The sequence below is a fragment of the Muricaecibacterium torontonense genome (assembly GCF_004793925.1).
GTDB classification, from domain to species: Bacteria; Actinomycetota; Coriobacteriia; order Coriobacteriales; family Atopobiaceae; genus Leptogranulimonas; species Leptogranulimonas caecicola.
This window is the reverse complement of record NZ_SRYE01000001.1, coordinates 618885-643672: the sequence shown is the minus strand read 5'-3', so window position 1 is coordinate 643672 and position 24788 is coordinate 618885. Positions and strand designations below refer to the sequence as shown.

Annotated in this window: 21 protein-coding genes; 8 read left to right on the top strand and 13 right to left on the bottom strand. The window is 59.9% G+C overall.

What is annotated here, in order from left to right:
- Nucleotides 1-96: 96 nt before the first annotated feature.
- Both E5334_RS02660 and E5334_RS02655 read right to left on the bottom strand, forming a co-directional pair.
- On the bottom strand, nt 97-339 hold the full coding sequence (locus E5334_RS02660; RefSeq protein ID WP_136012043.1) for a FeoA family protein: 243 nt from the start codon (nt 337-339) through the stop codon (nt 97-99).
- Nucleotides 340-443: 104 nt separating this feature from the next.
- Nucleotides 444-746 (bottom strand): FeoA family protein, encoded by a 303-nt coding sequence (locus tag E5334_RS02655; protein ID WP_275438886.1) that lies wholly within the window; start codon nt 744-746, stop codon nt 444-446.
- Between the two features lie 315 nt (nt 747-1061).
- Between E5334_RS02655 and E5334_RS02650 the strand changes: the two genes are divergently transcribed.
- Together E5334_RS02650 and E5334_RS02645 are read left to right on the top strand one after the other, a co-directional pair.
- Entirely contained in the window at nt 1062-1832 is a 771-nt protein-coding gene (locus E5334_RS02650) for a GntR family transcriptional regulator (RefSeq protein WP_136012042.1), read from the top strand.
- A gap of 272 nt (nt 1833-2104) precedes the next feature.
- Nucleotides 2105-2440: a CDP-alcohol phosphatidyltransferase gene (locus E5334_RS02645; protein WP_136012041.1), complete on the top strand. Its 336-nt coding sequence runs from the start codon at nt 2105-2107 to the stop codon at nt 2438-2440.
- 803 nt (nt 2441-3243) lie between these two features.
- Here the strand turns inward: E5334_RS02645 and E5334_RS02640 are convergent.
- The gene (locus tag E5334_RS02640; RefSeq protein ID WP_136012040.1) at nt 3244-3894 is read right to left on the bottom strand and encodes an HAD family hydrolase; all 651 of its coding nucleotides are present in this window, start codon (nt 3892-3894) and stop codon (nt 3244-3246) included.
- Between the two features lie 188 nt (nt 3895-4082).
- On the opposite strand from E5334_RS02640, the gene aspS reads away from it, so the two are divergent.
- Together aspS and E5334_RS02630 are read left to right on the top strand one after the other, a co-directional pair.
- A complete protein-coding gene (gene aspS / locus E5334_RS02635; protein ID WP_136012150.1) occupies nt 4083-5837 on the top strand; it encodes an aspartate--tRNA ligase in 1755 nt (584 codons plus the stop codon).
- 391 nt (nt 5838-6228) lie between these two features.
- Nucleotides 6229-6915 (top strand): type IV toxin-antitoxin system AbiEi family antitoxin domain-containing protein, encoded by a 687-nt coding sequence (locus E5334_RS02630; RefSeq protein ID WP_136012039.1) that lies wholly within the window; start codon nt 6229-6231, stop codon nt 6913-6915.
- A gap of 303 nt (nt 6916-7218) precedes the next feature.
- Here the strand turns inward: E5334_RS02630 and E5334_RS02625 are convergent, their stop codons facing one another.
- On the bottom strand, nt 7219-7887 hold the full coding sequence (locus tag E5334_RS02625) for an XRE family transcriptional regulator (protein WP_136012038.1): 669 nt from the start codon (nt 7885-7887) through the stop codon (nt 7219-7221).
- Between the two features lie 5 nt (nt 7888-7892).
- Nucleotides 7893-9185: an arginine deiminase family protein gene (locus E5334_RS02620; protein ID WP_136012037.1), complete on the bottom strand. Its 1293-nt coding sequence runs from the start codon at nt 9183-9185 to the stop codon at nt 7893-7895.
- Nucleotides 9186-9448: 263 nt separating this feature from the next.
- Here E5334_RS02620 and E5334_RS02615 point away from each other — a divergent pair, with 263 nt between their 5' ends.
- From E5334_RS02615 to argF, 3 genes are all read left to right on the top strand, one after another.
- Nucleotides 9449-10882 carry a YfcC family protein gene (locus tag E5334_RS02615; protein WP_136012036.1) on the top strand — a complete coding sequence of 478 codons (1434 nt, stop codon included), beginning with the start codon at nt 9449-9451 and terminating at the stop codon, nt 10880-10882.
- 127 nt (nt 10883-11009) lie between these two features.
- Entirely contained in the window at nt 11010-12257 is a 1248-nt protein-coding gene (locus E5334_RS02610) for an arginine deiminase (RefSeq protein WP_136012035.1), read from the top strand.
- Nucleotides 12258-12439: 182 nt separating this feature from the next.
- Nucleotides 12440-13447 carry an ornithine carbamoyltransferase gene (argF, locus tag E5334_RS02605; protein ID WP_136012034.1) on the top strand — a complete coding sequence of 336 codons (1008 nt, stop codon included), beginning with the start codon at nt 12440-12442 and terminating at the stop codon, nt 13445-13447.
- Nucleotides 13448-13842: 395 nt separating this feature from the next.
- Here the strand turns inward: argF and E5334_RS02600 are convergent, their stop codons facing one another.
- The 8 genes from E5334_RS02600 to hisS all read right to left on the bottom strand — a co-directional run bounded on the left by E5334_RS02600 (nt 13843) and on the right by hisS (nt 24061).
- The gene (locus E5334_RS02600) at nt 13843-14028 is read right to left on the bottom strand and encodes a hypothetical protein (RefSeq protein WP_136012033.1); all 186 of its coding nucleotides are present in this window, start codon (nt 14026-14028) and stop codon (nt 13843-13845) included.
- 605 nt (nt 14029-14633) lie between these two features.
- On the bottom strand, nt 14634-16286 hold the full coding sequence (locus E5334_RS02595) for a 4Fe-4S dicluster domain-containing protein (RefSeq protein WP_136012032.1): 1653 nt from the start codon (nt 16284-16286) through the stop codon (nt 14634-14636).
- A gap of 452 nt (nt 16287-16738) precedes the next feature.
- The gene (locus E5334_RS02590) at nt 16739-18514 is read right to left on the bottom strand and encodes an ABC transporter ATP-binding protein (RefSeq protein WP_136012031.1); all 1776 of its coding nucleotides are present in this window, start codon (nt 18512-18514) and stop codon (nt 16739-16741) included.
- Nucleotides 18515-18516: 2 nt separating this feature from the next.
- Complete coding sequence (locus E5334_RS02585) at nt 18517-20247, bottom strand: ABC transporter ATP-binding protein (RefSeq protein ID WP_136012030.1); 1731 nt, start codon at nt 20245-20247, stop codon at nt 18517-18519.
- 5 nt (nt 20248-20252) lie between these two features.
- Entirely contained in the window at nt 20253-20729 is a 477-nt protein-coding gene (locus E5334_RS02580) for a MarR family winged helix-turn-helix transcriptional regulator (RefSeq protein WP_167604270.1), read from the bottom strand.
- Nucleotides 20730-20907: 178 nt separating this feature from the next.
- Nucleotides 20908-21852, bottom strand: coding sequence for an RluA family pseudouridine synthase (locus tag E5334_RS02575; RefSeq protein WP_136012028.1), 945 nt, complete (start codon nt 21850-21852; stop codon nt 20908-20910).
- An 8-nt stretch (nt 21853-21860) separates the two neighbouring features.
- Nucleotides 21861-22727, bottom strand: coding sequence for an alpha/beta hydrolase (locus E5334_RS02570; protein ID WP_136012027.1), 867 nt, complete (start codon nt 22725-22727; stop codon nt 21861-21863).
- Entirely contained in the window at nt 22724-24061 is a 1338-nt protein-coding gene (gene hisS / locus E5334_RS02565; protein ID WP_136012026.1) for a histidine--tRNA ligase, read from the bottom strand. Before hisS ends, E5334_RS02570 begins: the two co-directional genes overlap by 4 nt.
- A gap of 137 nt (nt 24062-24198) precedes the next feature.
- Here hisS and E5334_RS02560 point away from each other — a divergent pair, with 137 nt between their 5' ends.
- Nucleotides 24199-24684, top strand: a complete 486-nt coding sequence (locus E5334_RS02560) for a PTS sugar transporter subunit IIA (RefSeq protein ID WP_136012025.1) — start codon at nt 24199-24201, stop codon at nt 24682-24684.
- Nucleotides 24685-24788 lie beyond the last annotated feature (104 nt).

The window sequence follows — 24788 nt, the reverse complement described above, 5'->3', positions numbered from 1 at the left end:
TCGTAGCGCTGAGGGCGGGCGACCCTCTGCCTTAAAGGCCTTTAGATGCAGGAGCCAGGGTCTGCTGCCGACAAACCCTTGCCAATACAAAGCTTGCTAGCAGACGGTGGGCTCCACCTGCACCAGTGCCGCCTCGTCTTTTCTAATGGACAGCTGGTAGCCACGCACCGTGAGCTCTAAAGGGTCGCCCAAAGGCGCCACCTTTTTGACGTCCACCCGGGTTCCTTTGGTGATGCCCATGTCCATGATGCGGCGCTTGAGCTGGCCGCTGCCCGTGAGCTTGAGCACTTTGCAGGACTGCCCCACAGGGATCTGGGCCAACGTGAGAGGATGGGCCATGAGGGCTCCTTTCTTCTTTGCAGGTTGATTTGTTATGGCAGGCAGCTGCGATATCTTTTGGGCGCATCCATCACCCAGGCAGCCGCGCTGACTGACGCGCCTTTCTAGCAGCACATCACCTGGCGGGCAGTGTCGCGATCCAGGCCTAGCTGCGATCCCTTGATGCTCACAATGGTGCCCGCGGAGGTTTGGTTGACCACCCGCACCTGCGCCCCCTCTACAAACCCTAGGTTCGCCAAGTGCTGGGCAGCCGCGCCTCTGCGCACCTTGCGCACCGTGAGCACAGATCCCGGATTGGCCAGTGAAAGAGGCAGAGCAGGACCGCCCCCAGAGCTCGCGACAGGCGCCTCAGCCATGCGGCGCCTGCCTGCCTCTCGCAACGCAAAGGATAGAGTTGCGGTATTCATAGCTGGTCATCTCCAAAGTTATACATCGCTAACTCTATTTGTATGATACAGTTAACTTTTGAGAAGTAAACCCTTATTTACTTTTAGGCCGGCATGTTTTAAGGGAGACGTCCCTTCTTTCGACGCAGGGGGCCTGGCATTGAGGGTAGAGGCGTTTCTCGGCAGGTAACTCGCCATCCCCGCGCCCAGTCGCTCTCCCAAAATGAGGAGTCGCTCATCAGCAGCTCTCCACAGCTCGCCGATGGCAGGGGCATCTCTTCAGGAAAACTGATATTCTAGGGTTTCATAGAGAGCCGTAGTCCTTAGGAGAGTGGCATGCCAGAGCCTCGCACTAAACTTGTTGGCCGCGCAGGAGTAAGCGCGGCAGACTGCATGCGGATCTTTCCTCGCAAAGACAAAGAATCCGGCTCGGCCTATGCCTACCGGGTGCTTTCCTACAACATCCTCATGCTCTATATGCCTCCGGGAGCTTGGATCCGCGAGTCTTCCGTGGCAGAGATCCTAGAGGTCTCCCGCACCCCCGTCCATGAGGCCATGGGCCTTCTGCGCGACCGCTCTCTGGTAGAGGTGGCCCCCCAAAGCGCCACCCATGTCTCGCGCATCTCGGTAAGCCAGCTGCGCCAATCCTTCTACATGCGCGTAGCCGTGGAGCCTCTGGTGGTCACCCAGCTGGCTCGCGTGATCACCCAGCCTACGCTGGATGAGCTGCACCGCTTGGTAGACGCCATGGACGAGTCGCTGGCCATCCCCTACAACGAGGCCAAATACATCGAGCTCAACGAGGAGTTCCACCGCACCGCCTACGAGGCCGCAGCCAAAGGCTACGTCTGGGAGTCCCTGCAAAAAACCGGCTGCTCCTTTAGGCGCTGCTGCAATATGGGTGTGCTTTTTGGCTACACCAAGCCCTCCACCGAGCCCTTCCGCAAAGTGCTGGGCTTTTTGGAGAACGGCGGCGAGAACCGCGTCGAGGTGGCCACTGCCATCCACGAATACCTCTCCAACTACGCCACCTACATCGAGCAGCTCATCTCCGACTTCCCCGACTGCTTCGTCAACGTCAACACCACCGCGAGCACCCGACGCTAATCCCTGCGCGCATGTGGGCCCTGCCCCTTCGCCCTCTGACCGAGAAGCCCTGCCATCCTATCAAGTGCGCAACCAGTAGCCCATAGCACAAAACGCGCGCGAAAAAGCTCCAAAACCGCTTCCAGCCAATGGCGCATCGTTCACGGATTGGTTTTTGCAAGCTTTCAAGAATCTGCCACTGATACACCAGAGGTAGGCTAGCATCGAATCTACGCACGACCCCTGCACGTTTGGCAACGCGTTTTTTATCCCCTTCGAGGAAAGGACCAGCCATGGGTGTAAGAGCAGAAGAAGCGCTCGATTTGAACTACGACGGGCTCGCCAACTACCTGAGCCACAACCACTCGGTCTACATGGGCCTAGATGACGCCATGTACTACCTCACCGATGTCAACGCTCACTACTGGCGCGCCCAGGACACCTCAGTCCTCAATCACAAGGGCCACTACACTGACTGCTCTGAGCTCGTCCCCACCATCGGCGAGTTTTTGAGCCTCCCCTGGCTTGACGGCAAGACTGTCGAAGATGTTGCAGACCAAGTCACCTTCTACGCCAGCACCAAGCCTCGCTCCGAGGTAGAGGCAGAGATGGCTGCATCAGAGGAGTAAGCCCAGCCTTCGACTCGCCGGCCACATAGCCAGAGTCCTGGTTTGACTGATTGTTTTATCTGTATTCAAAGGCGGTGGGCCACCTGGGCCTGCCGCCTTTCGGGCTTACAGGACAAAAAGCATGCTGTGAATTGGGACGTTGACGCAGGTCAACGTCCTTTTTTGGGTGTTTAAATCCGGAAGGCAAATTTGAACACGGGGACTCGGGCAGCGGGTGTGCTATCAAATGCAGTGGTGCCCCAGCTAAAGGCTGCAAAATCGAGCCGCTATATCCTGAAGGTAGGAGAGCTTGATGAAAGAAGGCGATCTGTGGGGTCTGCGGGACCAAGATGCAGAGGAGCGACAGCGCTGGCGCCTACTAAGTACATCTCCTCCAGCACGCGCCTACTAAGTACAATTTAATATGAAACCAACTCTGTGAGCTTGGGTAATGTAATACTTAAATAAAAAGTGGTGCAGATTTTGGGCAAAATCGGCCTACTAAGTACTTAGTAGGCGCAAAGTGATGCTTAGTAGGCATGAAGTGACACTCAGTCCAAACTTCATCTGCCCTGGGTCCTCATCTCACAGGTAGGTCTACTTTTGACCCTCCATGATTTAGCCGGGGTTTTGCAGTGTGAAAGCAGTACTACTTTCACACTGCCCCCTTTTGAGCGCAAAGAGTACTTATAAATAATGAAGGTAGATTTGGTCTACAGGTTTTTGGCCTACAGGATAAGGGGTGTTGGCGCAGATCTGACGTAGGTCTGACGCAGGTCAACACCCCCTTATCAAAGCACGCTTTTTGTTCTATAAGCCCTGTTCTATCCCTGACAGATGGCCTCCTCAAGCTGAGGCACCGTATCTACCAGGAGGGCGGCGCCCTTCTCGGCAAGGAAGCCAGGATCCCTGAAGCCCCAGGTCACAGAGATACAGGGGATCTGGGAGTTTTTCGCGGTGAGGATGTCCACCTCGGAGTCGCCCACGTAGCAAGCCGTGTCGCGAGAGACTCCCATGGAGTCGAGGGCCAGGTAGACCATGGCGGCGTCGGGCTTTCTGGGGATGTCGTCTCGCTGGCCCAGCACAAAGTCGAAGGCGCCGGGAAAATGGAGCTCCATGAGCTCGCGCACGGCGAAGTCGCCCTTGTTGGACACGGCGGCGCACTTCACGCCGGCGGCGCGCAGATGCTCGATCATCTGAGGAATGCCCGGGTAGGGATGGGTGTGGTCATTGCAGTGGATGGCATAGTAGGCGCAAAAGTCGTCGAAGACGCTGTCCACCTCTGGCTGCGGGGTGCCGGCCGGGCAGGCGTCCAGCATGAGCTTGCGCAGGCCGTTTCCTACCATGGCGCGCACCTGGGCCAACGTATAGAGCGGGAACCCATGGGCGTCCAGGGTGTGGTTGAGCGCCAGCTGGAGGTCGTCCAGCGTATCCAGGATGGTTCCGTCCAAATCGAATACCGCAGCGTTGTACATGGGTTTCCGCTTCCTTTCCAACTGTTGGCGAATCTGGGCAGCAGCCCCAAGAGCGCGGCCTCGTTGCTATGATAGATAACCGCGTGCGCTCAGGTGCCGTCTACGCCTGAAGCGCCCCGTCTATCATTCACCGCCCGACCCTGCAGGGGGCGGCAAGACGAAGGGATTTCACCGTGTCTTCTTACTCCATGGCAACCCATACCTGCGGCCAGCTCCGCGCCCAAGACATTGGCCAGGACGTCACGCTTTGTGGCTGGGTATGGCGCCGCCGCGACCATGGTGGCCTCATCTTTGTGGACCTGCGCGACAACACCGGCCTCACCCAGCTCACCTTTGACCCCGACAACTCCGGCGGCCAGGCCTTCCATACGGCCGAGGACATTCGCCCCGAGTGGCCCATCATGGTGAGCGGCACCGTGCGTCATCGCCCGGAGGATACCGCCAACCCCAATCTGCCCACCGGCGAGATCGAGGTGCTAGTACACGAGATCGTGGTGCTCAACACCTCCAAGACGCCGCCTTTCCAGATTGAGGACAACATCGACACTGCCGAGGACACCCGTCTTCGCTACCGCTACCTGGATTTGCGCCGTCCCCAGATGCAGCACAACCTCAAGGTGCGCAACGATTTCACCTTCGCCGTCCGCGAGGCGTTGCACAACAATGACTTCCTTGAGGTAGAGACCCCTATGTTGGCCAAGTCTACCCCCGAGGGCGCCCGCGACTTCATCGTGCCTTCCCGTACCCAGCCGGGCAACTTCTACGCTCTGCCCCAGTCACCCCAGCTGCTGAAGCAGCTGCTTATGGTGAGCGGCGTGGACCGCTACTACCAGGTGGTCAAGTGCTTCCGCGACGAGGACCTGCGCGCCGACCGCCAGCCGGAGTTCACCCAGGTAGACCTCGAGATGGCCTTTGTGGACCAAGACAACGTCATGTCCATGGTGGAGCACGTGCTCAAGCGCGCCTTTGCCGCCGTGGGCGTCGATATGCCCAGCCCCCTGCGCCGCATGCCCTACTGGGAGGCCATGGACACCTACGGTTCCGATAAGCCCGACACCCGCTACGGCATGACCTTGGTGGACGTGAGCGACATCTTCACCGCCTCCCAGTTCAAGGTCTTTGCCAGCGCCGCCACCACTCCCGGCCAGGTAGTCAAGTGCATCAACGCCAAGGGCGCTGGCGCATGGCCCCGCGCGCAGATCGACAAGCTGGAGAAAGTGGCAAAGGACTTGGGCGCCAAGGGCCTGGCTTGGATCGCCTTCCGCGAGGACGGCTCGGTGAACTCCCCCATCGTCAAGTTCTTCTCCGACGACGAGATGGCAGCCCTTCGCGAGCGCGCTCAGGTAGAGCCTGGCGACCTGGTGATGTTTGCCGCCACCGAGCGCCTGGAGGCAGACACCATCCTGGGCGGCATGCGCACCCACATGGCCAACGCGCTGGATATCCCCCGCGAGGGCCACGACTTCCTCTGGGTAGTGGACTTCCCCATGTTCGCCTACGACAAGAAGGCGAACCGCTACTCCGCGGAGCACCATCCCTTCACCCTGCCGGTTGAGGCCGACATCCCCCTCATCGACACCGACCCTCTGGCCGTAGGCTCCTACACCTATGACTTTGTCATGGACGGCTTCGAGGCTGGCGGCGGCGGCCTGCGTATCCACAACGCCGACCTGCAGATGAAGGTCCTCGAGCGCCTGGGCTTCACCCCCGAGCGCGCCCAGGAGCAATTTGGCTTCCTGCTTGAGGCCCTCTCCTTTGGCGCGCCTCCCATGGGCGGCTTTGCCTTGGGCCTCGACCGCGTATGCATGCTTTTGGTAGGCGCCGACTCCATCCGCGACGTCATGGCCTTCCCCAAGACCTCCAGCGGCTCCGATCTCATGCAGGGCGCGCCCTCCGAGGTCTCTGCGGCCCAGCTCAAGGATGTAAGCCTGCGCATCGACTAGACGCATTGCGTCCGGCCCGCTGCGGTTGACCTGCCGAGAAACACTGCCACTGCAAGCAGGGGCTGAGCGCCTAGCACGATCCCTTGACACCAAGCGGTTCATGTCTTTAGGGGCATGGGCCGCTTTTCTGTGGACATATGGGATGGCATGGGATGCGCTTCTCGGTTGAGAGCCGCTGCACGAACGCGAACAACTGCAAATGAGAACGGGTTACTGAATGAAAGTGGATTCCCGGATTAGAACATGCGTTTTGATGCCCTCAAAAAACTATCTACTTTTGCTACCTAATGTGTTGCAGTTGTAGTAAGATGCACTTATTGATGCAAGAAGGCCTAGTATACCTGGGCCTTCCTATCTTGATGCCGATGGCTCGCACCGAGGAAGGATCACTATGAAGGCACTGGATGCTCTCAATAAGCTCAGCGACCTATGTGCTCGCCAAAAGGGGTTGTTTACTTCGGCACAAGCCCAGGAAGTCGGTGTTAACCGCACCACTCTTACTCGCCTTGCCGCCCACCAGCAAATCGTTCCCATTGCACGCGGCGTCTACCGAGCCGCTACGGCGCCAGCGCTGCGAGAGGAACCTGTCTATGCCGCATGGCTTTCTTTGGATCCCAAAACTCCTGCTTGGAAGCGCAAGCTAGATAACACCGATTACGTGGTCTCTCGTGAAACTGCTGCCTGGCTCTACGGATTCGACGAGTTTGATCCCAAACCCTATGCCTTTGCCAGCATCGAACGCAAGCAGACTCGCAACAAAGGCATCCACTTGTTCAAGCATGCAATCAAGCCTGAAGATGTGAGGGTAGTCGACGGCCTCCCCGTACTTTCGCGCCAACGCACTGCCACCGAGATTCTCAAGTATTGCCCCAATACTCGAGCGATCATCGATTTTTTAAGCACACTTACACCCGAAGAACGACCTTTGAGCATGATGCGGCTCCTTGGAAATCGGGAGACAAAGTTCTCCTCTCTGGATGCCCATCAAATTAGATCTGTTTGCAACCTCTGGAGAAAAGAGGACCGCTCCCTAAGGAATGACTGGGGCACAGATCACACAGGTAGAACCCATAGTTAGTACTTCTTAGGAAGAGGGAGCACATGGACAGCTTTAGAGATCATCTGAAAAACCCTTAGCAGCCAGAGTTCATATCGCAGCCCCTCAAAAAACTTACTTCACTTGTATCAATCTAAGACATGGCTAATGTGCGCTTTTTTCACATTAGCCATGTTCATTTGTAGCTAACGTAGATAGTTTTCTGAGGGTCTGTCACCCCTCTTTTCTTGGCCCATTGATCGTTGGCCTTGGCCCTTCTTGGTTCTTCACAGCTATCTCGCCCCTCACCTTCCTAACTTCGCCGGGAGCTCTCCTGGCTCTTTCTCAGGCTCCTTCCACGTCGCGTGCGGCCTGGTACCACACCACCACGCCACACAGGCGCAAAGAGCGCTGCTCCACTATGAGATCGGGAGTGCCCCTTTCGTGAGACCAGGTAGAGAGCATGGCTACGCTGCCGTTGGCCATATGGCGGCGTATCACTACGTTGGCATCGTCTACAAACACCACCACAGAGCAGCCGTTATAGGGTGCCACTTGAGGATCCACCAGCAGCAGCGAGCCTGCGGGGTACACCTTGTTCATGGCGCCAGAATCCATCACTACAAAGAGGGCGTTGGGGTGGCGCTGGGCGATATCGGGAGGCGCATAGGCGCTGCCTTTGCGTACCAACGTGGTGCCGTTGCCAGAGCGGATATTGCGATAGCAGGGGTATTGGTAGGCAGCCAGCAACGTAGCTTTGGTCTTCTCGGCAGAAGCGCAAGTTGCCTCATCGGCATCTAGCGCTTGAGAGATTGCGCGAGGTCCTCCAAGGATCTCTTCGACGGTAACTCCGCACGCCGCAGCGATGCGAGCCAGGGAGTCTTTGCGCAAGAAGATGGCGTCGCGCTCCCACCGGGAGACGGTTTCTTGAGTTGTCCCCACCAATTGGGCAAAGGCCGTTTGCGAGAGGCCCTTTTGCCGGCGCAGGTGGCGTATGTTCTCGCCCACAGACATGGAGGTCACTCCACAGTCTCGCGCCAGAGCGGCAATGCAAGGCTGCCGGGGCCGCCAAAGCCGTCGGTGAGCTCGATGGTGGGGACAGCGATGATGTCGAGGCCCGCTTTCTCCAGCAAGTCGTTGACGCGCAGGTTGCCCTGGCTTACACAGAGCACCCCGGGAGCAAGGCACAAAACGCCGATGGCCTCGCCTGCCAGCTCGGCGGCCAAGGAGCTGTCGGTACCGTCTACCTCGATGAACTTTAGAGGTCCCTGGTGAAGGGCGCGCTTGAGCATAGCCTTGAGACCGCCGCGCTCCTCCTCGATGCGCACCTCGCCTTTTTTGCGTCCGCGATGGAGGCGCAGGAGGGGGCCTTGCTCGGCCAGGCTGCGATCCATCAGGAAGGTGTCGCAGTCCACACGGGCCAGATAGGTATCCAGGTGAAGACGGTTCCCGGTACCGGGGACAGGGATCACGTAGATGTCCTTGATATCTGAGGCGGGCATAGGAGCTGCGTCGCCGGATGGCGCACCATCCCTAGAGCCCCAAAGCAAATGGCGGGCAAGCACGTCGATGGCGGGGCCCTCGGTGCGGCTGGAAAGCCCTATGGCCAGGCTTTTGTCGGTAAGGTTGATAAGGTCGCCGCCCTCGATATGAAACGAGCAGCTGTGGTCGAGCCATTGGGGCGTGGAGCTAAACGCCGGCAGATGGCGCAGGAGGATCTGGTAGAGATCCACCTCGCGGGTACGGTCGCGCCAGTACATGGAGTTGCAGGTGAGTCCGCGGCCTATGGCCGTGGCGGGGTCGCGCACAAAAAAGCTGGTGTTCATGGGGCGCGAGAGGAAAAGTTCGGGGTCGAAGGCGGTGTCGGTGCGCTGCGCCAAGGGAAAGGACGCAGGGCTCGCCAAGTTGGTCTGGCCATAGCGCACGCCGTCATAGAGGGCTTGCACCAGTTGTGCGGGGCTGCCTTGGGACAAGAAATAGTCGCGCAGGGCGCCGGTGAGCTCGGCGCCCTCTACGGGGCTGTCGGCTACAAAGGCATCCACGAGCTCCTGGCGGGCCTCAGGCGAAGCCTCCAGAGTCTGTTGCAGCGCGTCGCAGACCTCGATCACCTCTACATCATGAGCCTTGAGCACGCCCACCAACGCATCGTGTTCCCGCTGGGCCTGCTCAAGGTCAAAGCTGCTGCGGCCTGGGCGCAAAGGAAACGCCTGGAAAAAGTCTCCGTGGGCCGTCTGCTGGGTTTCTCGCCCTGGGCGATGAACGATCGCCCGTCTGAGCGCGCCTATCTCGTTGGTTACCTGTACATAGCTCATGATCTCTCCCTTGCTTCAGCCTCACCCTAGCGCATTGGAAACAGCTCTCCCAGCTATAGGAGGCCTATATGATATTGCGCGTCATATTTTTTGAGATCTATGACAGTCTACGTCATATTCTACGCCATTTAAGGGACAGATCCTCTCTCTGACGCCCCTCGCTCCCTCGCTTCGCGGCACTGGGCCCCAAGATGGCCTCATTGGTAAAGGCCAAGGTGAAGCCCCCACAAGAGCCTCGCCTGAGCGTGCAAGAGAGGAGTCTCATGAGTCAGAAAACAAAGAAGGCCTTCGCGGTACCCCACACCTACACCATCATCTTTGCCCTGATGGTTCTGGTGGCAGCGCTCACGTGGGTGGTGCCCTCAGGCGTGTTTGACACCGCCGAGGTCAACGGCCGCGAAGTGACCGTCGCAGGCACCTATCATGAGGTGGACAAAGTGAGCGTGGATCCCGAGACCGGCGATGAGGTGGATCTTCGCCAGGGCGTCAACGCAGTGCTCGAAGCACCTACTCTGGGCATCCAGGAAGCCATCGAAGTGGTTGCCTTTGTGTTTGTGGTGGGCGGCTCGTTCCAAATCATCACCGCCACAGGAGCCATCGACGCCGGCATGCGCCGAGTGGTCAGGCGCTTCAAGTCTAAAGACATCGTGGTGATCCCCGTCGCCATGCTGCTCTTCGCCCTGGGTGGCTCGACCTTTGGCATGGCCGAGGAGACCTTGCCCTTCTTCGCCATCTTCCTGCCCATCATGATCACCATGGGCTTCGATTCCATCACAGCTTTCATGATCGTCTTTTTAGGCGCCAAGGCTGGCTATGTGGCTTCCACCATCAACCCCTTCAGCGTCCTCATCTCCCAGGGCATCTTAGGGATCACCGGCAACCCTCAGCTGTGGCTACGAGCCATCATGTTCGTGGTCATCGTGGGCCTCACCATTGCCTTCGTGATGCTCTATGCCACCCGCATCCGCAAGAACCCCGAGAAGTCCCTCACCTACCATGAGGATCAAGTCCTGCGCCAAGACATCAAGACCGTGGATGAGGAGACCCCCTTCACCGGTCAGCAAAAAGCCGTGTTGGCAGTCTTCATAGGCGGCATCGCCCTCATCGTCTGGGGCCTGGTGAGCCAGGGTTGGTACATGAACGAGCTCTCCGCCATCTTCTTGGCCATGGGCATCATCTCGGGCATCATCGCCGGCTTCGGCCAGAAGCGCATCGCCGAGGAGTTCGTGGCCGGCCTTAAGGACTTCGCCTTCTCCGCCATCGTCATCGGCCTTGCCCGCGGCGTCCTGGTCATCGCCAACAACGGCATGATCATCGACACCATCTTGAACGGCATGGCCGAGGGCCTCGCAGGAGTCCCCAGCGCCATCTTCACCTCCATCCTCTACCTGCTGGAAAACCTGCTCACCATCCTGGTGCCCAGCTCATCCAGCCTGGCCGCCCTCACCATGCCCATCTTTGGGCCCCTCACCGAGCTCATGGGCCTGAACCCCGAAGGCGCCGTCACCGCCCTCTGCCTGGCCGAGCCTATGATGACTATCATGGCCCCCACCTCCGCCATCCTGGTGGCCGGCCTGGCCGTCTGCAAGATCAGCCTGGAGAAGTGGTGGAAGGTCTCCTGGAAGTACTTTTTGGCCATGTCCCTTGTCTGCATGGTCTTCACCGCCATCTCGGCCATGCTCCCCGTGGTGGCCTAGCCCGCTACCCATATTCCCTGGCAGGGAGGGCGTTTTTATCGGCACATGCCGAGAAACCCATGGCCTCCCTGCCGGCGGCATCGCCCTTTTCGCATCAATCCCTTCGACATCGAAGAAAGGTTTTGCCATGTCCCCTAAGCCAATCCATGTGACCAGCGAGATTGGGTCTTTGCAGCGCGTGGTGCTCCACCGTCCCGGCAAAGAGCTGGCCAACATGAAAGCCGACGAGTTTGAGAAGTGCTGGATCCACGACGCCTTCTATCTGGACTACGCCCAGAAGGAGCACGACGAGTTTGCCCGCCTCCTGCGCGAACACGGCGCCGAGGTGCTCTATATGGAAGACCTGCTGGCCGAGGCCATGGACCAACACCCCGAGGCCCGCACCGCCTTCCTCGACGAGTACATGAGCCAGGCCCCTGTGCCCGACCCTGAGCTGGCACCGCTGGTGCGCCAGAAGCTAGACGCCATCCGCGACAACCGCGCGCTGGTGGATGCGGCGCTGGCGGGGATGCGCCTCAAGGACCTGGAGCTTGCCTCTGGCCCTACCACCCTCTCGCGTCTGGAGGGTGACGGCGTGGCCCTGGACGACTTTGTGGTCTTTTCCATGCCCTCCAGCTACTTCTCCCGCGACCCCATCGCCTCCATCTCCAACGGCGTCGCGCTCCATCGCATGTATTACAACCAGCGCAATCGCGAGGTGCCCTTCTACAAGACCTTCCTCACCTACCACGACGACTTCGCCGGCACGCCCTTCTGGTACGACAACCACTCTGCAGCCCACATCGAGGGCGGCGACGTGCTCAACATCAACGCCGCCACGCTGGCAGTGGGCATCTCCCAGCGCACCGAGGCTGCGGCCATTGACCAGCTGGCCCAGAACCTCTTCTGGGGTCCTGTGCCTTCCACCATCGAGCAGATCTTCGCCATCAAGGTGCCCTACGGCTACGAGACCATGCACTTGGACACCGTGTGCACCCAGATCGACTACGACAAGTTCACCGTCTACCCCGGCATGTACGACGAGTTGCGCGCTTACCGTCTGCACAAGGGCGACACCCCAGGCGAGGTGGGCATCGACGAGCTTACCGGATCGCTCAAGGAGATCTTGGAGATTGCCACCGGCGAGCCCGAGATCACCCTCTTCGAGTGCGGCGGCGGCGACCCGGTAGAGGCCTCCCGCGAGCAATGGAACGACGGTTCCAACACCCTCGCCCTCGCCCCCGGCAAAGTCTGCGTCTACGAGCGCAACACCGTCACCAACGACCTGCTCTACAAGGCCGGCATCGAGCTTTGCGTTGTCCCCTCCGAGGAGCTCTCCCGCGGCCGCGGCGGCCCCCGCTGCATGTCCATGCCGTTCGCGCGTGCCGACATCTAGCACTCCCCCATCGCGCGGTTGCGCCCATTGAGGCTGCCCGCGGCTCCACACTTGCTTCTCCCAGCAGGGGCCCTGTACCTCCTGGCGCCCCTGCTGCCGAGAAGCCCCACCGCCTAAGCATCTCGTTTCCCTCCTTGCCCCTCCTCACCTTCCCTATCACACCTCACATGAAAGGACCTGCCATGCCCCTGAGTCTTTCTGGCAAAAGCTTCCTCACCCTGTTGGACTTCACTCCCGAAGAGATCAACTACCTGCTTGACCTTGCCCACCAGTTCAAAGCCATGAAGCGCAACGGGGTGCCTCATCGCTACCTGGAGGGCAAGAATATCGTCCTGCTTTTTGAGAAGACTTCCACCCGCACCCGCTGCGCCTTTGAAGTAGGCGCCATGGACCTGGGCATGGGCGTCACCTACCTGGCTCCCGACAGCTCCCAGATGGGCGCCAAGGAGTCCATCGAAGATACCGCCCGCGTACTGGGCCGCATGTATGACGGCATCGAGTACCGTGGCTTTGACCAGAGCATCGTGGAGGAGCTGGCTGCCAATGCTGGCGTGCCTGTATGGAACGGCCTCACCACCCAGCTTCACCCCACCCAAGCCCTAGCCGACATCATGACTATGCAAGAGGAGTTTGGCCATGACCTGCGCGGCAAGACCCTAGCTTTCTTTGGCCAGGTAGGAAATACTGCCGGCTCACTTTTGGTCATCTGTGCCCAACTGGGCATCAACTTCGTGCAAGTGGGCCCCCAGTCTCAGGTAGAAGGCAACCGCACCTACGATCCCCAGATGCTGGCCCGCTGCCAAGCCCTGGCTGCCGAGCACGGCTCCACCATCAAGATCACCGACAGCATTGAGAACGGCATCCAAGGAGTCGATGCCGTGTACACCGACGTGTGGGTAGGCATGGGACAGCCCTCCGAGCTTTGGAAGAGCCGCATCGCACTGCTGGAGCCCTACCGCGTCACCGCCGACGTGATGGCCGCCGCAAACCCCGGCGCCATCTTCATGCACTGCTTGCCTTCCTTCCACGACACCAACACCACCGTGGGCGCCCAGATCGCCCAGGAGTTTGGCGTAACCGAGATGGAAGTTACCGACGAGGTCTTTGAGTCTGCACAGTCTCGCGTGTTCCAAGAAGCCGAGAACCGCATGCATACCATCAAGGCTGTGATGTACGCCACGTTGAAGTAACGAGCTGCAAGAGAGTCCGAAGGAACTCTAAGCCGCCCCTGAAGAGCTGTAGGGGTCCAGCAGCACCATTGGATCCCCTCTAGAAACCTGCTCCAGAGACACAAAAGTACCCTCAGTATCCCTCTAAAAATGTACTTCATATGCAACATATAATCGTAGCTAATGCAGATATTTGCTGCATTAGCTACGCTTTAATGTAACTAATGCAGAAGGTTTTCAGAGGGCCTAATACCCCTTATTGCCCCCAGCCTGCTCTTCTGCCTCGAGCAGCTCTAACACTCTTGACCAGCGAATCCCCTACTAGGAGCTCTCACGCCGGGACACCCGTAGCTACATCCTATCCCTGCCAATGCGGCGCCCGCAGCAAAGCCCCGCTCGCAGCACATTCCTCAACCCTATTTCTTGGACTCTTCCATGGCCTTGCGTATGCAGTCTTTGAAAAACCCATTCACGTTATCAATACTTTCCATAAAGCACACGAGGTCCTCGTCGGTATTCTTATTAAGCTGAACCACGTAACGCTTTACATTGTGCTTTATATATTTTGCAGTGGCACGCTTTTGAGCCTCGCTAACCGCCATTGGAACCTCCTTCATCTCTGCGATGATCTATATGATATTAAACATAGTTAAATAATGGCAATCTAAACTAAGCCTTATTCGATTCAAATTTCCGATTCACATCAATCGGGCACATGTCTAACAATTGCAAATTAATCATTTGACATTGACACCATCTTGAATGTCAATATTTCTACCTGGACTTTATCGTCGTCAACGTGGCCAATAACCCTTCTGGCACTCATTAACAAAGCGCAACCGGTTTCTTCGAATACTGCACGTTATTAGGTTATAGTCCAGCGCCATATGTTCGCTACGGTTGCCAAATTCTCGCCTTAGATATCAGTAATACTGTATAGTTTTATCTATTACTTCTACATAATTCAATGTCGATGCACAGTATGGGCAATAGGATGCCTAACTGCGCAGGACCGCGATAGGCATCGGCTCCTAAGTGTTTTCCTGAAAGCAAGGCACTCAGGAAACTGAGTGACCGCTATTGAAACATCGCCACTAGCGTGCGTCCTCAAGCTTGCGTCCTCAAAAAAGAAGGTGCCAGCAATCCGGCACCTTCTAGTGAGCTTTATGGTTGTACACCGTCTTCACTCTTGTTGCAAAAACCGCCTTCACTGATCGTGAGGCTCGTCCACTGTCTCGATGGAACGGGTCTCTACCAGCTCCTCCGGAGCGGGAACGCGCTCGGTGTTTTGAGGAATGCGAGGGGCATCGTCGGGCTCGTCTCGGCCCATGGCCAGAAGCTCGGGGATCTGCATGCGATAGGCGTTCTCGGTGGCATTCTTGCGGGGAGAGCGCTTCATATAGGCTTTTACCTGGGCTTGGGACTTCTTGATTGACTGCAACGTGCCAGGGCCTGCCACGCAGCCGCCGGGGCATGCCATGCCCTCGATAAGATAGCCGGGGTATTTGCCCTTGATGGCGTCACGCATCATCTTGCGGCAGTCATCCAGGCCCTCGGCGGCAGTGATGTTGACCTCCCTGTCCGGGTGCATGCGGTGCACGGCGTTGACCACTGCATTGGCAACGCCGCCGGATACTGCAAATCCACGGCCGTCGGCGCTCGCAGCCTCAAAATCGTTATCCTTGGGCTTGTCGAGCTTGGTGTAGTCGACACCCAGAGCCTCCATCATGCCGGCCACCTCTTCGAAGGTGAGCACAAAGTCCACCTCGGAGCGTACGGAGGTGCGCATGGCCTCCAGCTTCTTCGCCGAGCAGGGCCCCACAAAGACGATCTTCGCGTCGGGATGCTGCTCGCGCAGCCAGCGAGCGGTAAGGGTCATGGGCGTGAGGGCCATGGAGATGCACTCGGCGTTGTCCGGGAATTCCTTCTTGGCCATAGAGGCCCAAGCAGGGCAACACGAGGTGCCCATGAAGGGGAGCTTCTCGGGGACCTCTTCGAGGAAGTCTTGAGCCTCTTGGATGGTGCAGAGGTCTGCGCCGATGGCCACCTCCTCAACACCGGAGAATCCCAGGATCTTGAAGGTCTCGCGCAGCTTGCCCACATCGCCGCGGCCGCCATACTGGCCAACAAAGGCGGGGGCCACAGCTGCGATGACCTCTGCCCCGCTCTTGATGGCGCTGATGACCTGGAAGATTTGGCTCTTATCGGCAATGGCGCCAAAGGGGCAGTTCACCAGGCATTGGCCGCAGGAAACGCAGCGATCATAATCGATGTCTGCACGACCTTGCTCGTCGGAGCCGATGCAGTGCATGCCACAGGCGGCGGCGCAGGGGCGGTCGCGGTGAATGATGGCAGAGTAAGGGCACACCTCGGCGCAACGGCCGCACTTGATGCACTTCTCCTGATCGATGAAGGCGCGGTGGTTCACGAAGCTAATGGCGCCCTTGGGGCAGATCTCACGGCAGGGGTGAGCCAAACAACCCTGGCATTGATTGGAGACCACGTAGGAGTTCTCGGGGCAGGCATGGCAGGCGAACTTGATGATGTTGATCAGAGGGGGCTCATAGTATTTCTCAGGGCGCTCGGCCTCTTTGATGCCGTCAGAGATGGAGCTGGGCTGATCTACCGGCAGAAGGTTGAGGCCCATGGCCAGCCTGATGCGGGCGCCCACGATAGCGCGCTCCAAGAAGATGGACTCGCGGTAGGTGGCCTGCTCGCCAGGGATGATGGTATAGGGCAGCTGGTCTGCCCAGTCGGCAGTGGCATCGCCTTGCATGTAGGCCACACGGGCTACCTCACAAAACACCTTGCGGCGAATCTCAGTGAGGTTGGTGTAGACCCCTCGCATGGTATCAGGCATGGGTGCTCCTCTCGACCCGTCCTGGCGGGCGTCACAGTCTCTTGGCACAGTATCCTTTATGATACGCGTAACCTTGGACACCCACGACTCTTGCAACTATGTACTCGCCGTACGGGAAAAGGTATGCAACCTTGAGGCCATAATCAAAGGCCAAGGGGTCGCTCGAAGAGATTATAAAAATACAATTACGCACAGTCGTGAGCGTCGATGATCCAGCAGGACTTGAGGCAGTCAAAATGATTGCGGTCTGAATGACTCGCGGCTTTAGTGAGTAGACTCACAGCCTTCAGTGAGTGGATGAGCACTCACTGAAGGCTCAGTGAGTGAAATTACGCTCACTGAAGCACTTTTGACCACTCACTGAAGGTCTCAGCTTTTCAAGCGTTCAAGCGTCTCAAGCCTGCCGTCCCGGGCCTGGCCAAGCAAGCATCCTGGGCCTGCGCTAAGGCTCCCTAGGCAAACTGAGAGTTATAGAGCGCGGCATAGGCTCCTCCGGCTTCGAGCAGTGAGTCATGGGTGCCTTGCTCGATGATGTTGCCGTGGTCCATATAGAGGATGAGGTCGGCATCGCGAATGGTGGAGAGGCGGTGGGCGATCACAAAGCTGGTGCGGCCATGCATGAGGCGGTCCATGGCGCGGCCGATCTCCACCTCAGTGCGAGTGTCCACACTGGAGGTCGCCTCATCCAGAATGATCACCGGCGGGTTGCGCAAAAAGATGCGAGCGATGGTGATGAGCTGGCGCTGGCCTTGGGAGAGGTTGGAGCCCTCGTTGTCCACCAGAGTGTCGTAGCCCTGAGGCATGGTGCGAATGAAGTAGTCGACACGGGCCGCCTTGGCCGCCTCGACTATCTCTTCACGGGTGGCTCCCGGCTTGGCATAGGCGATATTCTCGGCAATGGAGCCGCCAAAGAGCCAGGTATCCTGGAGCACCATGCCAAAGTTGTCGCGCAGGCCGTCTCGGGTGAGGTTCTTGGTAGAGACGCCATCCAAGGTGATGAGGCCGCCGTCGATCTCGTAGAAGCGCATCAATAGGTTGATGAGCGTGGTCTTGCCGGCGCCAGTGGGGCCCACCACGGCCACCTTTTGGCCCGGAAGCACGCCAAAGGAGACGTCGTGCATGAGAGGCGCCTGGGGATCATAGCCAAAGCGCACGTGCTCGAAGGTGACGGCGCCGGTGGCTCCGTGGACCTCCATGGGGTGGGCCACATCGGATTCCTCTTCGGGAGCGTCCAGAAGCTCGAAGGTACGACGCGCAGAGGCCAGGGCGCTCTGGAGGGAGTTCACCATATAGGCCGCCTGGGTAAAGGGCTCGGCTGCCATGTTGATGTACTGGAAGAAGGCTTGGGCCACACCCACCGACATGACGCCGGCGAGCATGAGGCCACCGCAGGCCACGGCGATGACCGCCAGCGAGACGCGCTGGATGGTACGCATGACCGGGTTCATGGCGTACATGGCAAAGTCGGCCTTCTCGGTGGCTTTGCGGTTGGCGTCTGCCAACTTGCGCACCGCCTCGCAGCTAGTCTGCTCCTGGTTGCAGGCGCGGATGACGTTGCGGCCGGTGTAGTACTCCTCCACCTGGCCGGTAAGGGCGCCCAGCGTCTCCTGACGCTCGCTGGCAGCAGAGAGGGTGCGTTTGGAGATGAGCCCGCAGATGATGCTGGAGAGTGCCATAAAGGCCAGGTAGACCAGGGTAAGGCCTGCCGAGTAGTAAAACATGATGGCCAGCACGCCCACGATGGTGCCCACTGCGGTGATGAGCTGGAGCAGGCCGGTCTGCATGGTTTCGGAGATCTTGTCCAGGTCGCCGGTGACACGGGTGAGGATCTCGCCGGGCTGATGGCCGTCGAAGAAGCGCAGGGGTAGACGGTTGAGCTTGGTGGCGATGGATTCGCGCAGCTGCAGGTTCAAGGTCTCTGCCACCGAAGCCATGATCTGCACCGATGCCCAATAGAACACCACCTGCAGCACGTAGAGCACGGTAAGGAAGGTGAGCGAAGCGCCCAGAGGATCCCAGGCGATCACAAAGGGGCCTTCACCGGCAAGGGCCGGCTGCACTGCATGCCAAAGGTCGTTGATGACCAGAGCGCTCTGGAAGGGCCCCCAGATGTAGGTCACCAGGAACAGCACGCGCAAGATGAAGACCACCATGAGGCGAGTGCGCTGGGGTCCCAGCTGGCTAAAGAGGCGCAGAGCCACGCCCATACGAGAGTCTTGACGTTTCATTCCTACACCTCCTGCTTGGTTTGAGAGGCCACAATCTCTTGGTAGACCTCGCAGGTTTCCATGAGCTGCTCGTGGGTACCAAGACCCACGGGATGCCCTTCGTCGATGACGAGGATCTGATCGGCATGGCGAATGGTGGAGACGCGCTGGGCAATGATGAGCACCGCGGCTCCAGCGGTCTCAGCCTCCAGAGCGCGGCGCAGAGCGGCATCGGTCTTGAAGTCCAAGGCCGAGAAGGAGTCGTCAAAGACGTAGAGCTCGGGCTTTGCCACCAAGGCGCGGGCGATGGCCAAGCGCTGGCGCTGGCCGCCGGAGAAGTTGGAGCCGCCTTGGGCTACCGGGGCGTCCAGACCTTCAGGCAGGCTGCGTACGAAGTCTGCCGCCTGAGCCACCTTAAGGGCATGCCAAAGCTCTTCGTCGGTGGCCTGCTCGTTTTCCCAGCGCAGGTTCTGGGCGATGGTGCCCGAGACCAGCCAGGCCTTCTGCTGCACATAGCCAATGCGGCCGCGCAGCGTATGCTGGGTCATTTGGCGCACGTCCTGCCCGTCGATCTCCAGCGAGCCCTGAGTCACCTCGTTGAAGCGCATGATGAGGCTGGCGATGGTGGACTTGCCAGAACCCGTGCCGCCGATGATGGCGGTGGTGGTGTTGGGCCAGCACTCCAGGTTGAGGTTGGTAAGGGCGTCTTCCTGGGCGTCCTTATAGCGGAAGCGCACCTTGGAGAAGCGCAGGGTGGGCACCTCGGGATTTGGCTCCAGGTGGGTGAGCGCGCCGGGCAGGTCGTCGATCTCAGGCGAGTAATCCAGCACCTCCTGGATGCGGTTGGCGCATTCCAAGGCGCGGGGCACCATGATGAAGACGAACTGGGCCATCAAGATGTACATGAGCACCATGATGGCGTATTCCACCAGCGCGGTGATGTCGCCAATGCCCAGCTCGCCCACGGCGATGCGAGCGCCGGAGGTCCAATAGACCGCGATCACAAAGACGTTCATCACCACATACTGGAAACCGTCCACATTGGTAAAAAGCTTGTTCGCCTTAATGGCGGTCTGAGCGTAGTTGGCAAAGGAGGTGTCCAGTCGCTGGTTCTCATGCCTCTGCTGGTTGAAGGCACGCACCACGCGCACGCCCGAAAGATTTTCCAGCAGCACTTGAGTCATGGTGTCCAGCTGCTTTTGCAGGCGGGTGAAGAGCGGCGATACCGAGCGCAAGATGAATGCCACCACTACGATGAGCACGATAATGGAGGCCACCAAGAACCATCCGGCCAGAGTGTCCACCGAGAAGGTCATCACCAGCGCCGCCACCGCCATGAGAGGCACGGGCACGATCATGAGGATAGCCTGGGTCATAAGGGTTTGCACCGTCGTCACATCGGAAGACGTGCGGGTAGTGATGGAGGCCACGCCAAAATGGCGGAAGTCAAAGATCGAGAGCTTCATCGACTTGGCATAGAGCGCACAGCGAATGTCGCGGCCCATGGAGGTGCAGAGCTGAGCGCAGAGAGCGGTGGCGACGGTAGTGGCGACGCCTGTGAGCAGCGCTGCTCCGGCCATCTCCATGCCCGCAGCCACCAGCAGGTTGAAAGAAGCCTGCTCGGTGCCCAGGTTCAAGATCCTGGCGGCGATGGTGGGGATGGCCAGCGTGCCCACCACGTCAACGGCCAAAAGCAGGCAGATGACCAACAGTTTGAGCCAATAGGGCTTGAGGAAGTGGAAGATCAGCTTCACGAGGGCTACTCCTTTCTTGAGGCCGGGGCTTGGGATTGGGTGAGGGCGCCTATGGCAGGAGCGAAGGCCACCCTAAACTGATCGAGCACGCGGTTCACCGTGATGCGATCTTGCTCGGGGATGGCGTTCCACACGGTTTCTTCTGCCTCGTCCAGCGTATGCAGATGGGCTTCTACAAACGCCTCTCCTGCTGCCGTGAGGCGCGCTTGCTTCACCCGACCGTTTTGCGGATGAGGCGCAAGCTCGATAAGGCCTTGGCGCACCAGCGCCTTGAAGGCCGAGTTCACCGTCTGCCTGCTGGCAGCCAGCTCCTCTGCTATCTCGGCTTGGCTTGAGCGGCCGCCGGCGATGCAGGCCACGCACCAAAACTCGGTGGGCGACAGGCCGCACGAGCGCGCATAGAGGTCGTAGATGCGGTCCACGGCGTTGTAGATCTCTCTAAAACGCTCGATGGATGCATCGGATACGACAAGGGACGACACAGGCACTCCTTCAATAGATGAACTTGGTTACAGGACAACAGTCCGAAATCGTACTGTACGTTTTCGGATAATATGCAGCCAAAGGATATCTTCACAGAGCCTTCATCACTGCCGTCCCAAACACAGAGCCGCCACTGTCCCAGGAGCCCTCCGCACAGCCGCGCCCGCTGCGCTCTATCTACTTTTTTGCACTCTCTGCCAGCCGGCGCGCTTCTTCTGGGAACCGAGAAGGAACCGCCGCCTCCACCTGGAAGCGCTGGCCGCTCACAGGATGCACCAGGGTCTCCTGCCAGCTATGGAGCATCAGGCCGCCGGAGACCGGCGCCGCTCCATACAAAAGATCGCCCACCACAGGATGGCCCAGGGCAGCTGCGTGCACACGGATTTGGTGGCGCCGGCCGGTGGTGATGGTCACGCTCACGGCGGTGGCGCAAGCGCCGCTGGCAAGGGTCAGCGTGCCCAGCGGCTCAAAGAGGCTGCGGGCCTCTTTGCCTGCGCCAGCGTACATGCGCCGGGCATTATGGCGGTCGCGGCCGATGGGCACATCCACCGCCTCAGGCCGGGCCATCGTGCCCTCAACCAGGGCAAAGTAACGTTTGGAGAGACGCGACGGGTCATGAGAGGCCACCAGCCCGTCAAAAGCCGGCTGAAACTCCGGGTGCAGAGAGAAGAGCACCACCCCAGAGGTGTCTTTATCCAGCCGTTGGAGTGCCTGGGGAGCCCCTGCGATCCCCCGTTGCACCATAGCTGCAGCCACCTGTTGGCTAAGGGTGATCTGCCCTGTGCCGTCGCCGTGCACCAAGAGGTTGGCGGGCTTATCGGCAGCCAAAGCCAGGCCCAAGGGGTCTACCCACAAAAGCGTGGCAGCAGGGATGGAGGCATCCAGCGACGCGGGCGCCACAGGCTCGAAGGCCAGCTCCAGCACGTCGCCGGGAGTGAGTGAAGTAGCGCTCGCAAGGACGATGCCTTCTCGGGTCAGACGGCCAGAAGACAACACGGCGGCGGCTCCTGCGCGCGAAAGTCCCAGGGAGCTTAGAGCCTCTGCGGAGATAGCCTCAGTGCGCCAGGCGATCCTTAGGCCATGAGGGCTTGCGTCCAAAATGCGGTAGGGTGCGCGAGCCATGGCAGCTCCTAGGGGCGTGACGGTTGGGCCAAAAGACCTGCGATGGACTCCATGGCGCGGGCCGGAAAGCGCAGGCAGAGCTCGTTTCGCGACAAGTCGTGGCAGGCCAGGGCCTGGGCGCCGCCGATGGCGCGGGCCAGCGCCTGGCCGCTGGTGCGATAAGGAGCAGAAGTAAGGGTGCAGGTAGCCACCACGGCAGGCGCGCTGATGCAGCCGATGTCCTGGGGGATCCGCCACTCCTCCACCGCCCTTGACATGGCCGCCACATTATCGCGCGAGGTAGTGGCCACAGTGCGGGCAAAGGAGTCGATGTAGCCGCGAGGAATGCCAAAGCCGTCCATGGAACTCGCCAAGTAGCGGCGGCGCTTGCGGATGGTGGCCAGCAGCTTGGCCCCCTGGCCGCTGTTGGACTCTACCTGGCCGATAAGCCCGCGGCCCACCTGCTTGGGGCCGCCCATAAGGCCCCAGCTCCAGCCGTTGAGCCTGGCCGAAGCGGCGGCTCCCGGCACCGGCTCGCACAGCACGTCGGCCACAAAGAGGCGCCGGGCGCACCCTCGGCTCTCGCAGAGCGCCTCGATGGCCACCTGGCCTCCCAAGCCGCAGCCCACCAAGGCTGCCAAGCCAGAAGGCACGTGTTTCTCGGTCCAAGCTACCACTGCCTTCGCTTCGTCCACCACTGCCGAGAAGGTCTTGTCGCCGCACTCCCCTAGCCCATCCCAGGTCGCCAGCACGGCCACATGGCCTTGGGGCAGCTGGGCGGCCAGAGGCGCCATGGCCCACCAGTCGCAAAACTCCGGGGCCAGAAACATCACTGCCGGAGCTTGCGCAGGGTCGGCGGCAGCTCCGGTAGCGGGGTCGATGGCATGGAAGATCATAGGGTCTCGCCTGGGGCGACGCGGGCCAGGAGATAGCTTGCCAGGTCGCCTGTGGCCACCGGCTCCTGCTCGTGGGTCTTCATGTCGCGCACGGTGACCGTGCCCTGCGCCAGCTCGTCAGGGCCAATGACCACGCAGGTGGAGGCGGAGTGTTTGTCGGCCTGTTTGAACTGGCTCTTCAGGGAGCGGCCCTGGTAGTCTGCTTCTGTGCGCAGGCCTGCTCGGCGAAGCTCGAGGCAGGTGGCAAAGACGGCATCGCGGCAGGAGGGGTCTGCGCAGGCCACATAGATGCAGGAAGGAGCCGGGCCTGCCAGATCGATGCCCTGGTCTTCCAGCACCAGCATGATGCGCTCGAAGCCCACGGCAAAGCCGATGCCGGGGGTGGGCTTTCCGCCCTCCAGCTCCATGAGGCCGTCGTAGCGGCCGCCGCCGCCGATGGCCGACTGGCTTCCCACCCCGCCTAGGGCCTCTACCTCGAAGACCGTGCGAGTGTAATAATCCAGGCCGCGCACCAGGGTGGGGTCTTCCTCGTAGGCCACGCCGGCCTCGTCCAGATACTGCTTGACCTTGGCGTAGTGGGCCGCGCACTCGTCGCACAGGGCGTCGACGATCTTGGGCGCGTCCTCCATCACGACGCGGCAGGCTTCGTTCTTGCAGTCGAAGGCGCGCAAAGGGTTGATGTCTGCCCTGGTGAGGCACTCGTCGCACATCTGGTCTGCGTGATCCAGGATAAACTGGCGCACCTGCTCGCGATAGGCCGGGCGGCAGGCGGGGTCGCCCATGGAGTTGATGCGCAGGCGCACACGGGTCATGTCGAGGCCCAACGCGGCATAGAAATCCATAAGCATGATGATGACCTCGGCATCCAACGCAGGGTCCGAGGCCCCCAGCACCTCCGCACCGATCTGGTGGAACTGGCGCAGACGCCCCTTTTGCACGCGCTCGCCGCGAAACATGGGCGCCGCGTACCACATCTTCACCGGGGCGCCGCCCTGGGGCACAAAGGTATTCTCCACGGCCGCACGCACAAAGCCAGCGGTACCCTCGGGACGCAGGGCGAGCCGCTTGGAAGGTTTGAGGCCTTTCTCGGTACCACTCTCAAGCACGTTGGCAAAGTTCGCACCCGAGAAAACCCTGAACATCTCTTTGCGCACCACGTCGGTGGATTGGCCGATACCGTGCACGAACACATCCACCTGTTCCATGGTGGGCGTCTCGATGGCGTCGAAGCCATAGCGGGAGAAGATGCGGCGAGCGATAGCCTGCATGGCCTCCCAGGCGCGCATACGGGCGCCAAAGAGATCCTCGGTTCCTTCTGGCTTTTTGGCTTGCATGAACCCTCCTGGAGGCAAAATGTGAGCGTCGCGGTCAAATCTTCATTTTTGCACCTTGGCCCCAGAGGGGCAAGGAAGCCGCTGAAGGCGAGTAGACTATTCACACTAGTTGCCTGCCTCGACATCCCGGGGGTCTCATGGTCTATTCTGCGCCCGCTTCCTCTCACTCGCCTCTTGTGCTGATCGCCCCAGCCGCAGGACAGCTGATAGACCTCGCCCAAGTTCCCGACCCCGTCTTTGCCCAAGGCCTTCTGGGACCCGGTTGCGGACTTTACCCCTCCCAAGACACCCTGGCAGCTCCCTGCAACGGCGTGATCCTCAAAGCCATGGACCACGCCCTATTGATCGCTGCCGAGAATGGCGTCCAACTCCTCATGCACGCAGGCATCGACACCGTGGCCCTGGGCGGCAAGGGATGCAGGGCCCTCGTGGACAGCGGCGCACCAGTCAAAGCCGGCCAACCGATGCTCGCCATGGACCGAGCCTTCCTGGCATCCCAAAATATATGCGACTGCCTCATACTTACCGCAAGCGATGCGCCCGACCCTCTCGCCCTCGAGTTCCTTTGTGCGCCTGACAGCTTAGTCCAGGCAGGCCAGCCCCTTCTTACACTCCAAATCTGACCGCAGCGCAATCGTTATAACCTCAGCTAGATCGCGCTGTAGCCAGCGTCGCGCTGTAGCCAGCGGTCTCAATCACCGACTCTATCCCCGCCGCCAGCCCTGGG

Excerpts from the sequence above, each read along its gene's own strand:
- E5334_RS02660 (WP_136012043.1), bottom strand. The coding sequence starts at position 339 with ATGGCCCATCCTCTCACGTTGGCCCAGATCCCTGTGGGGCAGTCCTGC.
- E5334_RS02655 (WP_275438886.1), bottom strand. The coding sequence starts at position 746 with ATGAATACCGCAACTCTATCCTTTGCGTTGCGAGAGGCAGGCAGGCGC.
- E5334_RS02650 (WP_136012042.1), top strand. The coding sequence starts at position 1,062 with ATGCCAGAGCCTCGCACTAAACTTGTTGGCCGCGCAGGAGTAAGCGCG.
- E5334_RS02645 (WP_136012041.1), top strand. The coding sequence starts at position 2,105 with ATGGGTGTAAGAGCAGAAGAAGCGCTCGATTTGAACTACGACGGGCTC.
- E5334_RS02640 (WP_136012040.1), bottom strand. The coding sequence starts at position 3,894 with ATGTACAACGCTGCGGTATTCGATTTGGACGGAACCATCCTGGATACG.
- aspS (WP_136012150.1), top strand. The coding sequence starts at position 4,083 with ATGGCAACCCATACCTGCGGCCAGCTCCGCGCCCAAGACATTGGCCAG.
- E5334_RS02630 (WP_136012039.1), top strand. The coding sequence starts at position 6,229 with ATGAAGGCACTGGATGCTCTCAATAAGCTCAGCGACCTATGTGCTCGC.
- E5334_RS02625 (WP_136012038.1), bottom strand. The coding sequence starts at position 7,887 with ATGTCTGTGGGCGAGAACATACGCCACCTGCGCCGGCAAAAGGGCCTC.
- E5334_RS02620 (WP_136012037.1), bottom strand. The coding sequence starts at position 9,185 with ATGAGCTATGTACAGGTAACCAACGAGATAGGCGCGCTCAGACGGGCG.
- E5334_RS02615 (WP_136012036.1), top strand. The coding sequence starts at position 9,449 with ATGAGTCAGAAAACAAAGAAGGCCTTCGCGGTACCCCACACCTACACC.
- E5334_RS02610 (WP_136012035.1), top strand. The coding sequence starts at position 11,010 with ATGTCCCCTAAGCCAATCCATGTGACCAGCGAGATTGGGTCTTTGCAG.
- argF (WP_136012034.1), top strand. The coding sequence starts at position 12,440 with ATGCCCCTGAGTCTTTCTGGCAAAAGCTTCCTCACCCTGTTGGACTTC.
- E5334_RS02600 (WP_136012033.1), bottom strand. The coding sequence starts at position 14,028 with ATGGCGGTTAGCGAGGCTCAAAAGCGTGCCACTGCAAAATATATAAAG.
- E5334_RS02595 (WP_136012032.1), bottom strand. The coding sequence starts at position 16,286 with ATGCCTGATACCATGCGAGGGGTCTACACCAACCTCACTGAGATTCGC.
- E5334_RS02590 (WP_136012031.1), bottom strand. The coding sequence starts at position 18,514 with ATGAAACGTCAAGACTCTCGTATGGGCGTGGCTCTGCGCCTCTTTAGC.
- E5334_RS02575 (WP_136012028.1), bottom strand. The coding sequence starts at position 21,852 with ATGGCTCGCGCACCCTACCGCATTTTGGACGCAAGCCCTCATGGCCTA.
- E5334_RS02570 (WP_136012027.1), bottom strand. The coding sequence starts at position 22,727 with ATGATCTTCCATGCCATCGACCCCGCTACCGGAGCTGCCGCCGACCCT.
- hisS (WP_136012026.1), bottom strand. The coding sequence starts at position 24,061 with ATGCAAGCCAAAAAGCCAGAAGGAACCGAGGATCTCTTTGGCGCCCGT.
- E5334_RS02560 (WP_136012025.1), top strand. The coding sequence starts at position 24,199 with ATGGTCTATTCTGCGCCCGCTTCCTCTCACTCGCCTCTTGTGCTGATC.